Origin of the sequence: Citrobacter sp. BIDMC107 (assembly GCF_001037575.1) — a bacterium.
Taxonomy (GTDB): domain Bacteria; phylum Pseudomonadota; class Gammaproteobacteria; order Enterobacterales; family Enterobacteriaceae; genus Citrobacter; species Citrobacter freundii.
The window spans coordinates 3,546,657-3,559,337 of record NZ_KQ089848.1; the positions used below are offsets into that span (position 1 = coordinate 3,546,657).

Below are 12,681 nucleotides of genomic sequence, written 5' to 3' on the forward strand. Positions count from 1 at the left end.
AATGAGTGTTTTATATCCGTTAATTCAGGCGCTGGTGCTGTTTGCCGTTGCGCCGCTGCTGTCCGGCGTTACCCGCGTGGCGCGCGCGCGTTTGCACAATCGCCGCGGTCCGGGCGTTTTGCAGGAATACCGCGACATTATCAAACTGCTGGGCCGTCAGAGCATTGCGCCTGCGGATTCCAGTTGGGTCTTCCGCTTGACGCCGTTTGTGATGGTGGGCGTGATGCTGACTATCGCCACTGCGCTACCGGTAGTGACCGTTGGCTCACCGCTGCCGCAACTGGGCGATCTGATCACCTTAATTTACCTGTTCGCCATTGCCCGTTTTTTCTTCTCTATCGCGGGACTGGATACCGGTAGCCCGTTTACCGCCATTGGTGCCAGCCGTGAAGCGATGCTCGGCGTGCTGGTTGAACCTATCCTGTTGCTGGGGCTGTGGGTAGCGGCACAGGTTGCGGGTTCAACCCATATCAGCAATATCGCCGATACCATTTACCACTGGCCTGCTGCGCGCAGCATCCCGCTGATTCTGGCACTGTGCGCCTGTGCTTTCGCCACCTTTATCGAAATGGGCAAACTGCCATTCGATCTGGCAGAAGCAGAGCAAGAGCTGCAGGAAGGTCCATTGACTGAATACAGCGGCAGCGGTTTTGCCGTGCTGAAATGGGGCATTAGCCTCAAGCAACTGGTCGTTCTGCAAATGTTCGTTGGTGTGTTCCTGCCGTGGGGACAGATGGAAACCTTCACCGCGGGTGGGCTGCTGTTGGCGCTGGTGATTGCCGTCGTCAAGCTGGTCCTCGGCGTGCTGGTCATCGCCCTGTTCGAAAACAGCATGGCGCGTCTGCGTTTTTGCGCCACTTCACGCGTGACCTGGGCCGGTTTTGGGTTTGCGTTTTTAGCGTTCGTCTCCTTGCTGGTGGCGTGATTTAAGAGAGTTTGAGCATGTCTGAAGAAAAATTAGGTCAACAATATCTCGCTGCGCTGCATCAGGCCTTTCCGGGCGTGGTGCTGGATGAAGCCTGGCAGACCAAAGATCAGCTGACGATCACCGTCAAGGTGAACTACCTGCCGGAAGTGGTGGAGTTCCTGTACTACAAACAGGGCGGCTGGTTGTCCGTGTTGTTTGGTAACGACGAACGCCAGCTGTGCGGCCATTACGCTGTTTATTATGTGATGTCGATGGAGCAGGGCACCAAATGCTGGATAACCGTCCGCGTTGAAGTCGATGCCAATAAGCTGGAGTTCCCATCCGTCACGCCGCGCGTTCCGGCTGCGGTCTGGGGCGAGCGCGAAGTGCGCGATATGTACGGTTTGATCCCGGTAGGTTTGCCGGATGAGCGTCGTCTGGTACTGCCCGATGACTGGCCGGACGAACTCTATCCGCTGCGTAAAGACAGCATGGATTATCGTCAGCGCCCGGCGCCGACTACCGATGCTGAAACCTACGAGTTCATCAACGAACTGGGCGACAAGAAAAATAACGTGGTGCCGATTGGCCCGTTGCACGTCACCTCCGATGAACCCGGTCACTTCCGCCTGTTCGTGGACGGCGAGAACATTATCGATGCCGACTACCGTCTGTTCTATGTCCACCGTGGCATGGAGAAACTGGCGGAAACCCGTATGGGTTACAACGAGGTGACGTTCCTGTCAGATCGCGTGTGTGGCATCTGCGGCTTTGCGCATAGCACCGCCTACACCACCTCCGTTGAGAATGCGATGGGCATCGTGGTGCCGGAACGTGCGCAGATGATCCGCGCCATTTTGCTGGAAGTGGAACGTCTGCACTCGCATCTGCTGAACCTTGGTCTGGCCTGCCACTTCACCGGTTTTGACTCCGGCTTTATGCAGTTCTTCCGCGTGCGTGAAACGTCGATGAAAATGGCGGAGATCCTCACCGGGGCGCGTAAGACTTACGGCCTGAACCTGATCGGCGGTATCCGTCGTGATCTGCTGAAAGAAGATATGATCCAGACCCGTCAACTGGCGCAGCAGATGCGTCGTGACGTGCAGGAACTGGTCGATATGCTGCTCAGCACGCCGAACATGGAACAGCGTACCGTTGGTATTGGTCGTCTGGATCCGGAAATTGCCCGTGACTTCAGTAACGTCGGCCCGATGGTTCGCGCCAGCGGCCACGCGCGTGACACCCGCGCCGATCACCCGTTTGTCGGCTATGGTCTGCTGCCGATGGAAGTTCATAGCGAGCAGGGCTGCGACGTTATTTCTCGTCTGAAAGTTCGTATTAATGAAGTCTACACTGCACTGAATATGATCGACTTCGGTCTGGATAACCTGCCGGGCGGTCCGCTGATGGTAGAAGGCTTTACCTATATTCCTCACCGTTTCGCACTAGGCTTTGCTGAAGCGCCGCGTGGAGATGACATCCACTGGAGTATGACCGGCGACAACCAGAAACTGTATCGCTGGCGCTGCCGTGCGGCGACCTACGCCAACTGGCCGACGCTGCGCTACATGCTGCGTGGCAATACCGTTTCCGATGCACCGCTGATTATCGGTAGCCTCGATCCTTGCTACTCCTGTACTGACCGTATGACCGTAGTCGATGTGCGTAAGAAGAAGAGCAAAGTCGTGCCGTACAAAGAACTTGAGCGCTACAGCATCGAGCGTAAAAACTCGCCGCTGAAATAAGGAATCGCCATGTTTACCTTTATCAAAAAAGTCATCAAAACCGGGGCACCGACGTCGTCGTATCCGCTGGAGCCGATCGCGGTCGATAAAAACTTCCGTGGCAAACCGGAACATAATCCGCAACAGTGCATCGGCTGTGCGGCCTGTGTGAATGCGTGCCCGTCGAACGCGCTGACGGTCGAAACCGATCTGGCCACCAATGAGCTGGCGTGGCAGTTCAACCTCGGTCGCTGCATCTTCTGCGCCCGTTGCGAAGAAGTTTGCCCGACGGCGGCGATCAAGCTGTCGCAGGAGTATGAGCTGGCGGTGTGGAAGAAAGAGGATTTCCTGCAGCAGTCCCGCTTTGCGCTGTGTAATTGCCGCGTATGTAACCGTCCGTTTGCGGTACAAAAAGAGATTGATTACGCCATTGCGCTGCTTAAGCACAACGGTGATAGCCGCGCGGAAAACCACCGTGAAAGCTTTGAGACCTGCCCGGACTGTAAGCGCCAGAAATGCCTGGTGCCGTCTGACCGTATTGAACTGACTCGCCATATGAAAGAGGCCAGCTGATGAGCAATTTATTAGGCCCACGTGACGCCAACGGTATTCCGGTACCGATGACGGTGGATGAATCCATTGCCAGCATGAAAGCGTCGCTGCTAAAAAGCATCAAGCGTTCAGCGTACGTTTACCGTGTGGACTGCGGCGGCTGCAACGGTTGCGAAATCGAAATCTTCGCCACGCTTTCTCCGCTGTTTGACGCCGAACGTTTTGGCATCAAAGTGGTACCGTCCCCGCGTCATGCGGATATCCTGCTGTTTACCGGCGCGGTAACCCGTGCCATGCGCTCTCCGGCGCTACGCGCCTGGCAGTCTGCGCCAGACCCGAAAATTTGTATCTCTTACGGTGCTTGCGGTAACAGCGGCGGTATTTTCCACGACTTATACTGCGTATGGGGCGGCACGGACAAAATCGTACCGGTGGATGTCTATATCCCTGGCTGCCCGCCAACGCCTGCAGCCACGCTGTATGGTTTTGCCATGGCGCTGGGTCTGCTGGAACAAAAAATTCACGCGCGTGCGCCGGGTGAACTGGACGAACAGCCCGCCGAAATTCTGCATCCGGATATGGTTCAGCCGCTGCGAGTGAAGGTGGATCGCGAGGCTCGCCGTCTGGCGGGATACCGCTACGGTCGCCAGATTGCTGATGACTACATGACGCAGTTAGGGCAGGGCGAGCATCAGGTGGCGCGCTGGCTGGAGGCGGAAAACGATCCGCGTCTGACCGAGATCGTCACGCATCTTAACCATGTTGTCGAAGAGGCGCGTATCCGATGAGTGAAACGGTGGTGTTCAGTCAACTGAGCCGTAAGTTTATTGATGAGAACGATGCGACGCCCGCTGAGGCGCAGCAGGTTGTCTATTACAGCCTGGCGATTGGTCACCACCTTGGGATCATCGATTGCCTGGAAGCGGCGTTAACTTGTCCATGGGACGAATATCTGGCATGGATTGCTACCCTTGCTGAGGGAAGCGAAGCTCGCCGGAAAATGGAAGGTGTGCCGAAATACGGCGAGATCGTTATCGATTTCAACCATGTGCAAATGCTGGCACGCGCGTTCGATGATGCGCGTGCCGTACAGACCCCGCAGCAGCAGGAGTGGAGCAAGCTGATGCTTAGCATGCTGCACGACATACACCAGGAAAGCGCCATCTATCTGATGGTGAGGAGACACCGTGACTGACGTTTTATTATGTGTGGGTAACAGCATGATGGGCGATGACGGCGCGGGCCCGCTGCTGGCTGAAATGTGTGCTGCAAATCCTCAAGGCAACTGGGTTGTCATCGACGGTGGTAGTGCGCCAGAAAACGATATTGTCGCCATCCGTGAACTGCGTCCGCAACGTTTGTTGATTGTTGATGCTACCGATATGGGGCTGAACCCTGGTGAAATCCGCATTATCGATCCCGATGACATTGCCGAGATGTTCATGATGACCACTCATAACATGCCGCTGAATTACCTGGTCGATCAGTTGAAAGACGACGTTGGCGAGGTGATTTTCCTCGGCATTCAACCGGACATCGTCGGTTTTTACTACCCGATGACACAGCCGATCAAAGATGCTGTTGATACCGTCTATCAGCGATTAGCCGGTTGGGAAGGACACGGTGGATTCTCCGAGCTGGAAGCGCCAGAAGAGTAAACCGTATCAGTGCCGGATGTGAACGACATCCGGCCTGTTTTCCCAGTGTATCCTCGTCATTCAATTGCCTGCTCAATAATTAATTTCCCCTGCATCACTGATACATTCACTGCCGTACCGGTCGGAAATCCAGCTTGTTCCAGCCAGTCGCCGTTCAGCGTGAGCGAGGCGTGCCGACTGATTCGTCGCGTGTAACCCGTTTTTGGATCTTCATGGCGTTTTCTGACATAGCTGACTTTCAAGCGACGTACCGGTTTGGTGATTACCTCTGCTGATTTACCCTTTTTATCAAACATGCACGCTTCCTTGTGGTGAACGGCCAGGATTAAAAACTACTGAATAAAATGCCAGTAAAAAAGGATGAGGGCAAACCTGAAACTGGAAGGACGATTCCACATCTGGAATGTAATAAATGAAAATATGTAATTCTGCCGGAAGACTGTAATCCCCTCCGGCAGATCTGTTATGCCAGATCGGCGCCGTTGCTGGCGATCACTTTTTTGTACCACCAGAATGATTTCTTACGGGTGCGCGCCAGCGTGCCGTTGCCCGCGTCATCGCGGTCCACATACACAAAACCGTAGCGTTTGCTCATCTCACCGGTTGAGGCAGAAACCAGATCGATACAGCCCCAGGTGGTGTAACCCATCAGGGGCACGCCATCTTCAATCGCGTCTGCCATGGCGCGAATATGTTCGCGTAAATAGCTAATGCGATAGTCGTCATTGATCTCACCATTGGCATCGATTTCATCCTTCGCTCCCAGCCCGTTCTCCACCAGAAATAGCGGTTTCTGGTAGCGGTCATACATCATATTCATGGTGATGCGCAGACCAAGCGGATCGATGCCCCAGCCCCATTCGCTGGCCGCAATATACGGATTACGCAGCGACTTCACCACGTTGGCGGCGCTGGTATTGCCGGTGTTCATTTCCGCCGAGGCGCAGCGCGATGCGTAATAGCTGAACGAGACGAAATCGACGGTGTTTTTCAGGATGTCGTCATCTTCTGGGGCTTTTTCTATGACCACGCCTTTTTCGCGAAACACGCGGGCAGAATAAGCCGGGTAGGCCCCGCGCGCCTGCACATCAATAAAGAACAGGTTTTCGCGGTCTTTTTCCAGCGCGGTCCACACATCTTCCGGCTTACACGAATAAGGATAAAAATTACCGCCAGCCAGCATACAACCGACCTGGTTTTGCGGATTAATTTCATGGGCTATTTTAGTCGCCAGGGCGCTGGCTATCAGTTCGTGGTGAGCGGACTGATATTTCACCTGATCCTGATTTTCACCTTCTTCAAATACCAGCCCGGCGCCTGAAAAGGGGCTGTGCAGCATAATGTTGATTTCGTTGAACGTCAGCCAGTACTTCACCAGACCGTCAAAGGCCTCGAAGCAGGTACGGGCGTAGCGGGTAAAGAACTCAACCATTTTGCGGTTACGCCAGGAGCCGTACTCGGTGACCAGATGCATTGGCACATCGAAGTGACACAGCGTGACTAATGGCTCAATACCGTATTTTTTACACTCGGCAAACACGCTCTGGTAAAACGCTATGCCCTCTTTATTCGGCATCAGCTCATCGCCGTTAGGGTAGAGACGGCTCCAGGCAATGGAAGTACGAAATACCGTAAAACCCATTTCCGCCATCAGCGCGATATCTTCTTTATAGCGATGATAAAAGTCGATCGCCTGATGGCTAGGATAAAATTCGTTATCCCGCAGCGCAAAGCGCTTTTCCTGACCCAGCTTGACGGGCATCCGATGTGTGCCGTGGGGGATCATATCGACGGTAGTCAGTCCTTTGCCGCCTTCCCGGTATGCCCCTTCAGACTGGTTGGCGGCCAGTGCGCCGCCCCATAAAAATCCTTGTGGAAAAACAGACATAATTAACCTCAGTTCATACCAGTCAAATGCTGGCTCCATTGATATTGCCCGGTTGTGCGGCCTGGTTTTTTCTGGCCTGCGCGGCTGCATCTTCGACAGGGATATCTTCAAAGCCGAGAATCAGCGTTAATACAAAGGAAAGCACTACCGCCAGCGCCATCACGCCAAATACCCAAACGATAGTCATCGGATTGGCCGGATCGAAAAACTGGACGCTGGTGAACAGGCCAGGAGCTGCCATGGAGTGGCTTGCAAGTCCGGCCATTCCGGCAACGGCACCGCAGATAAAACCGCTGATAAGACTTGCAATCAGTGGTCGTTTCAGGCGGATCGCTACGCCATACAGCGCAGGTTCGGAAATCCCCGCCATGATGGCGGAGGCGGCTGCCGCTAACGCCGTCTGACGCAGTTCCGGGTTTTTGGTTTTCCATGCTACTGCCAGCGATGAACCACCTAACGACAAGTTGGCGCCGATTTCTGACGGCATCACCATGCCTTCTTTTCCGGTTTCGGCAATGGTCTGAATAATGGTTGGCGTAAAGACACGGTGCATACCGGTCATTACCAGCAGCGGCCACAGTGCGCCCATAATGGCCACCGACAGCCAGCCGAGATAGCCGTGAATGGTATAGACCAGCGCTGAAATTGCGCTACCGATCCAGATACCGATCGGGCCAATGATGACGATGGCGAGCGGCGCGGCGATCAGCACGATTAGCATTGGTTTAAGGAAGTTTTTGGTTACCGCCGGAGTGATGCGATCGACCCAACGTTCGATGTATGACAGGCACCAGGTCATCACCAGCGCCGGGATCACCGTGTAGGTGTATTTCACTGCCGTCACCGGGATCAGGGCAAACTCAACGTGCTCACCCTGCGCAGCCTTCGCCATCAGATCGATGAAGCTGGGATGCACCAGTACGCCCGCGATGGCGATTGCCAGCGACATGTTGGTTTTGAATTTGATAGCGGCCGACGCGGCGACCATCAGCGGCAGGAAGAAAAATGCGCCGTCACCGATAACGGTCAGAATGGTGAGCGTGGACGATCCTTTCTCCAGCACGCCGGTCATTTCGAGGATCATTGCCAGCAGTTTGAGCATTGATCCACCGATAATTGCCGGGATCAACGGCGACATGGTGCCGATCAGCGCGTCGAGGATCCCCGCGCCAATCCGCTTCAGCGTCAGTCGGGGTTTGGTTTGCGGCTCAGCAGGCTGCATATTGGCAGGCAACAGGCTGACCACTTCGCGATACGCCTGCGAAACGGTGTTGCCGATGATCACCTGGCACTGGTTATCGCTACGCACCACGCCAAGTACGCCAGAAAGCGTCTTCAGCGTCGCGCTGTCGACCTGCGAGTCATCTTTGATAACGAAACGCAAACGGGTCATACAGTGGGTCACTGCTGTGATGTTGTCGACGCCTCCCAGAGCCGTCACAACGGAGCGCGCCAGCGCTGCATAATTCTTGGACATCGGATTTAATCCTGTTTTATCAGTAGGGTACGTTATGTTTTATCCGTTTACGTTGGGTCGCTTTTCTGGGTTATGAAACGCAGATAGGAAACCGGTTCCACAAAATCATGTTTAAAATATGAGTAATGAGCAAGATTTAATTTTGATCATTTTTTGTAATTGTGACTCCGATCACCAGATGTCAGCGTCTGCGATTTAGCAGCAAGGACAGCGGCGAAATGGTGCAGTACACTGCGTCACATTGAGAGAATAGGGATGAGTAATATGACCACGATGCTGGAGGTGGCGAAGCGTGCCGGGGTGTCGAAAGCGACAGTTTCCCGGGTGCTTTCCGGGAACGGCTACGTCAGCCAGGAGACCAAAGACCGCGTGTTTCAGGCCATTGAAGAGAGTGGTTACCGCCCAAACTTGCTGGCGCGCAGTCTGGCGGCGAAAACCACGCAGACGCTGGGCCTGGTGGTAACAAATACCCTTTATCACGGCGTCTATTTCAGCGAGCTGCTGTTTCATACCGCGCGGATGGCGGAAGATAAAGGACGCCAGTTGTTGCTGGCTGACGGTAAGCACAGCGCTGAGGAAGAGCGTCAGGCGATCCAGTACCTGCTCGACCTGCGCTGTGACGCGATTATGATTTATCCGCGTTTTCTCAGCGTGGATGAGATAGACGATATCATCGATACCCACAGCCAGCCGATTATGGTGCTTAATCGACGCCTGCGGAAAAACAGTAGCCACAGCGTATGGTGTGATCAAAAGCAGACCAGCTTTAACGCCGTTACTCAGCTCATTGCCGCTGGGCATAAAGAGATTGGTTTTATTACCGGCTCGATGGATTCTCCAACAGGCTTGGAGCGACTTTCAGGCTATAAAGACGCGCTGGCACATCATGGTATCGCGCTAAATAATGATCTGATTGTTAAAGGGAAATGGACGCCAGCCTGCGGCGCAGCGGGTGTGGATACTTTGCTTTCGCGCAAGGTCAATTTTACCGCGCTGGTGGCCAGTAATGACGATATGGCGATCGGCGCGATGAAGCAGTTGCACGAGCATGGCGTGAGCGTTCCTGCACAGGTGTCGGTGATTGGCTTTGATGATATCGCCCTCGCGGCATACACTATTCCGGCGCTTTCCAGCGTTAAAATTCCGGTAACAGAAATGATTCAGGAAACGATTGGGCGCCTGATCTTTATGTTGGGTGACGGGGCGTTTACGCCGCCAAAGACTTTCACCGGTGAACTCATCCAGCGCGACTCAGTTGCGCCGCCCGCTTCGCGCTGACGGCTGTCATTTGTCATCGTCACTAGTGACGATGACACGCTCTTCTTGCGTTCTTCAAAATAAAATTCCTTTAATAACAGTGAATTAAATTCTGGCACGATTTGTGAATGCTTCGGCAGATATTCTGTCATTGCTGGAGAAATTGATGAACCGTTTCATCATTGCAGACGCCAATAAATGCATTGGTTGCCGTACCTGTGAAGTGGCCTGCGTGGTATCCCATCAGGATAACCAGGACTGCGCATCGCTGACCCCTGAAACTTTTTTACCCCGCATTCACGTCATCAAAGGCGTTAATGTCTCTACGGCGACGCTGTGCCGCCAGTGTGAAGACGCGCCGTGCGCTAACGTCTGCCCGAACGGTGCGATCAGCCGCGATAAAGGTTTTGTTCACGTAATGCAGGAACGCTGCATTGGCTGTAAAACTTGCGTTGTGGCTTGTCCTTACGGCGCAATGGAAGTGGTCGTGCGTCCGGTTGTGCGTAACAGCGGCGCGGGTCTGAACGTCCGTGCAGAAAAAGCTGAAGCCAATAAGTGCGACCTGTGCCACCATCGCGAGGCCGGTCCTGCCTGTATGGAAGTGTGCCCGACTCACGCGCTGATTTATGTCGATCGCAATAAGCTTGAGCAACTTAGCGCGGAAAAACGCCGTCGCGCGGCGCTGGATTCCACCGCATCTTTGCTGTTCTGATATCTGAAAATCCGCGTAAAATACGGTAGTACTTATGCCGGATGGCGGCTTCGCCTTATCCGGCCTACTGTTCGCATCCCCGTAGGCCTGATAAGCATCGCGCCATCAGGCTAACCGGGATTGATGACTGCGGGAATAATCTAATGACAATAAACACCCTCTCCGGCGTACAGTTGCGTATTCGCGGCAAAGTACAGGGCGTCGGATTTCGCCCCTACGTCTGGCAACTGGCGCAGCGGTTACAACTGCATGGCGATGTGTGTAACGACGGTGACGGTGTGGTTGTGCGCTTACAGGAAGATCCGGCGGTATTTATTGCGCAGTTACATCAACACTGCCCACCGCTGGCGCGCATTGACAGCGTTGAGAGCGAAGCATTCGCCTGGACGCAGCAGCCTGCCGATTTCTCGATTCGTCAAAGTGCTGGCGGTACGATGAATACGCAAATCGTTCCGGATGCCGCGACCTGTCCCGAATGCCTTGTTGAAATGAACACCCCCGGCGAACGTCGCTACCGATACCCCTTTATCAACTGCACCCACTGTGGTCCACGCTTTACGATTATCCGTGCCATGCCCTATGACCGCCCGTTCACCGTGATGGCGTCGTTCCCACTCTGTGCGCAATGCGACAAAGAGTATCGTGACCCGTATGATCGTCGCTTCCATGCCCAGCCCGTTGCCTGTCCGGCGTGCGGCCCTCATCTTGAGTGGTTCAGCACGGATGAGCGGGCAGAGAAAGAAGAGGCGCTGCAGGCGGCGGTATCGCGACTGAAAGCAGGCGGTATTGTGGCGGTTAAAGGCATTGGTGGGTTTCATCTGGTGTGCGATGCGCGCAATGATGACGCTGTCGCGCTGCTCAGGCTGCGTAAACACCGTCCGGCGAAACCGCTGGCGGTAATGCTGCCAGGTGATGACGGACTGCCCGAACCTGCTCGTCGTTTGCTGACTACACCTGCTGCGCCGATCGTGCTGGTGCAGAAATGCTATGTCGCTGCATTGAGCGAGGGCATTGCGCCAGGGTTAACGGAAGTGGGCGTCATGCTGCCCGCGAATCCGTTGCAGCATTTGCTCTTACAAGAGATGAATTGTCCACTGGTGATGACCTCCGGCAACCTCAGCGGCAGGCCTCCGGCCATTACCAACGCCCAGGCGCTGGAAGATTTAAGTGCGATTGCTGATGGTTTCCTGCTGCATAACCGCGAAATTGTGCAGCGGATGGATGACTCCGTGGTGCGTGATAGCGGGGAAATGCTGCGTCGTTCCCGGGGGTACGTGCCGGATGCGGTCGCGCTGCCGCCAGGATTTCGCGACGTGCCACCGATGCTGTGCTTAGGCGCGGATCTGAAAAATACCTTCTGCCTGGTGCGTGGCGAACAGGCGGTTATCAGCCAGCATTTAGGCGATCTCAGCGATGACGGCATTCAGCAGCAGTGGCGTGATGCGCTACGCCTGATCCAGAATATTTATGATTTTACGCCACAGCGTATCGTGCATGATGCCCACCCTGGCTATGTTTCCAGCCAGTGGGCCAGCGAAATGAATCTGCCAACCGAAACGGTATTGCATCACCATGCTCATGCCGCTGCATGTCTTGCCGAGCACGGCTGGCCGCTCGATGGCGGCGATGTGATTGCTCTGACGCTGGACGGTATCGGCATGGGGGAAAATGGCGAGCTGTGGGGCGGCGAATGTCTGCGGGTCAACTATCGTGAATGCGAACACCTTGGCGGCTTACCGGCGGTAGCGCTGGCGGGCGGCGATTTAGCGGCAAAACAGCCATGGCGCAATCTGCTCGCGCAGTGCCTGCGTTTTGTTCCTGACTGGCAGCGTTACCCAGAAACATCGGGGCTACAGCATCAAAACTGGAACGTACTGGCGCGCGCCATCGAGCGGGGAATCAATGCCCCGCTGGCATCGTCGTGCGGACGACTGTTTGATGCGGTTGCCGCCGCGTTGCATTGTGCGCCGGAATCGTTGAGTTATGAAGGTGAGGCGGCCTGTGCGCTGGAGGCGCTGGCATCGCAGTGTGCAGGTGTTGATCACCCTGTTACGGTGCCGCTTAATGGCAATCAACTGGACTTAGCAATTTTTTGGCAGCAATGGCTGGCCTGGCAGACCGCCCCTGCAGAAAGAGCGTGGGCGTTTCACGACGCGCTGGCGTGTGGTTTTGCCACGCTGATGCGTGAGCAGGCCGAAGCGCGCGGAATTAAAACGTTAGTATTCAGTGGTGGCGTGATGCATAACCGCTTGCTGTCATCCCGGCTGGCGATTTATCTGCGTGATTTTACCTTACTGTTCCCGCAGCGTTTACCGGCGGGCGACGGCGGGTTGTCATTGGGGCAGGGCGTGATTGCCGCGGCGCGGGTGTTGATGCAAAAATAAAAAAAGCCCCGGGACTGGCGGGGCAAGAAAAACATGTCGGGGCATACCGACAAGTGGCAACGCACATCCATGTGCGTGAGGTTAATAAATCAGTAGCACCGTTGCCGGGCAAAGTCGTAGGC

At 55.0% G+C, this 12,681-nt stretch carries 12 protein-coding genes; 9 read left to right on the forward strand and 3 right to left on the reverse strand.

The genetic code is table 11. The features are described from left to right. Window position 1 precedes the first annotated feature (1 nt). From SK39_RS16585 to hycI, 6 genes are read left to right on the forward strand one after another with little or no spacing between them, the layout of a single operon-like run. Complete coding sequence (locus SK39_RS16585; protein ID WP_003825914.1) at window positions 2-925, forward strand: respiratory chain complex I subunit 1 family protein; 924 nt, start codon at window positions 2-4, stop codon at window positions 923-925. A gap of 17 nt (window positions 926-942) precedes the next feature. Next, window positions 943-2,652, forward strand: coding sequence for a formate hydrogenlyase subunit HycE (gene hycE, locus SK39_RS16590; RefSeq protein WP_003037393.1), 1,710 nt, complete (start codon window positions 943-945; stop codon window positions 2,650-2,652). A gap of 9 nt (window positions 2,653-2,661) precedes the next feature. Next, complete coding sequence (gene hycF / locus SK39_RS16595; protein WP_003037391.1) at window positions 2,662-3,204, forward strand: formate hydrogenlyase subunit HycF; 543 nt, start codon at window positions 2,662-2,664, stop codon at window positions 3,202-3,204. Then, the gene (hycG, locus tag SK39_RS16600; RefSeq protein ID WP_003037388.1) at window positions 3,204-3,971 is read left to right on the forward strand and encodes a formate hydrogenlyase subunit HycG; all 768 of its coding nucleotides are present in this window, start codon (window positions 3,204-3,206) and stop codon (window positions 3,969-3,971) included. Before hycF ends, hycG begins: the two co-directional genes overlap by 1 nt. After that, the gene (locus tag SK39_RS16605) at window positions 3,968-4,378 is read left to right on the forward strand and encodes a formate hydrogenlyase maturation HycH family protein (RefSeq protein WP_003037385.1); all 411 of its coding nucleotides are present in this window, start codon (window positions 3,968-3,970) and stop codon (window positions 4,376-4,378) included. Before hycG ends, SK39_RS16605 begins: the two co-directional genes overlap by 4 nt. Next, window positions 4,371-4,841, forward strand: coding sequence for a hydrogenase maturation peptidase HycI (gene hycI, locus SK39_RS16610; RefSeq protein WP_003037382.1), 471 nt, complete (start codon window positions 4,371-4,373; stop codon window positions 4,839-4,841). The genes SK39_RS16605 and hycI overlap by 8 nt, the downstream gene beginning before the upstream one ends. A gap of 56 nt (window positions 4,842-4,897) precedes the next feature. On the opposite strand, the gene SK39_RS16615 is transcribed toward hycI, so the two are convergent. The 3 genes from SK39_RS16615 to ascF all read right to left on the reverse strand — a co-directional run bounded on the left by SK39_RS16615 (window position 4,898) and on the right by ascF (window position 8,206). Beyond that, the gene (locus SK39_RS16615) at window positions 4,898-5,137 is read right to left on the reverse strand and encodes a SymE family type I addiction module toxin (protein ID WP_003037379.1); all 240 of its coding nucleotides are present in this window, start codon (window positions 5,135-5,137) and stop codon (window positions 4,898-4,900) included. Between the two features lie 167 nt (window positions 5,138-5,304). Continuing rightward, window positions 5,305-6,729: a 6-phospho-beta-glucosidase gene (locus SK39_RS16620; protein WP_048217423.1), complete on the reverse strand. Its 1,425-nt coding sequence runs from the start codon at window positions 6,727-6,729 to the stop codon at window positions 5,305-5,307. A 22-nt stretch (window positions 6,730-6,751) separates the two neighbouring features. After that, window positions 6,752-8,206 carry a PTS cellobiose/arbutin/salicin transporter subunit IIBC gene (gene ascF / locus SK39_RS16625; RefSeq protein WP_003037374.1) on the reverse strand — a complete coding sequence of 485 codons (1,455 nt, stop codon included), beginning with the start codon at window positions 8,204-8,206 and terminating at the stop codon, window positions 6,752-6,754. A 264-nt stretch (window positions 8,207-8,470) separates the two neighbouring features. Here ascF and SK39_RS16630 point away from each other — a divergent pair, with 264 nt between their 5' ends. From SK39_RS16630 to hypF, 3 genes are all read left to right on the forward strand, one after another. Beyond that, window positions 8,471-9,484: a LacI family DNA-binding transcriptional regulator gene (locus SK39_RS16630; protein WP_044699793.1), complete on the forward strand. Its 1,014-nt coding sequence runs from the start codon at window positions 8,471-8,473 to the stop codon at window positions 9,482-9,484. 145 nt (window positions 9,485-9,629) lie between these two features. Continuing rightward, window positions 9,630-10,175 carry an electron transport protein HydN gene (hydN, locus tag SK39_RS16635; protein WP_003037366.1) on the forward strand — a complete coding sequence of 182 codons (546 nt, stop codon included), beginning with the start codon at window positions 9,630-9,632 and terminating at the stop codon, window positions 10,173-10,175. Window positions 10,176-10,318: 143 nt separating this feature from the next. Then, window positions 10,319-12,559: a carbamoyltransferase HypF gene (gene hypF / locus SK39_RS16640; RefSeq protein WP_048217209.1), complete on the forward strand. Its 2,241-nt coding sequence runs from the start codon at window positions 10,319-10,321 to the stop codon at window positions 12,557-12,559. Window positions 12,560-12,681 lie beyond the last annotated feature (122 nt).

Coding starts and splice junctions, on each gene's coding strand:
- hydN (WP_003037366.1), top strand. CDS start 9,630: ATGAACCGTTTCATCATTGCAGACGCCAATAAATGCATTGGTTGCCGT.
- SK39_RS16620 (WP_048217423.1), bottom strand. CDS start 6,729: ATGTCTGTTTTTCCACAAGGATTTTTATGGGGCGGCGCACTGGCCGCC.
- SK39_RS16615 (WP_003037379.1), bottom strand. CDS start 5,137: ATGTTTGATAAAAAGGGTAAATCAGCAGAGGTAATCACCAAACCGGTA.
- SK39_RS16605 (WP_003037385.1), top strand. CDS start 3,968: ATGAGTGAAACGGTGGTGTTCAGTCAACTGAGCCGTAAGTTTATTGAT.
- hycF (WP_003037391.1), top strand. CDS start 2,662: ATGTTTACCTTTATCAAAAAAGTCATCAAAACCGGGGCACCGACGTCG.
- SK39_RS16630 (WP_044699793.1), top strand. CDS start 8,471: ATGACCACGATGCTGGAGGTGGCGAAGCGTGCCGGGGTGTCGAAAGCG.
- ascF (WP_003037374.1), bottom strand. CDS start 8,206: ATGTCCAAGAATTATGCAGCGCTGGCGCGCTCCGTTGTGACGGCTCTG.
- hycE (WP_003037393.1), top strand. CDS start 943: ATGTCTGAAGAAAAATTAGGTCAACAATATCTCGCTGCGCTGCATCAG.
- hypF (WP_048217209.1), top strand. CDS start 10,319: ATGACAATAAACACCCTCTCCGGCGTACAGTTGCGTATTCGCGGCAAA.
- SK39_RS16585 (WP_003825914.1), top strand. CDS start 2: ATGAGTGTTTTATATCCGTTAATTCAGGCGCTGGTGCTGTTTGCCGTT.
- hycG (WP_003037388.1), top strand. CDS start 3,204: ATGAGCAATTTATTAGGCCCACGTGACGCCAACGGTATTCCGGTACCG.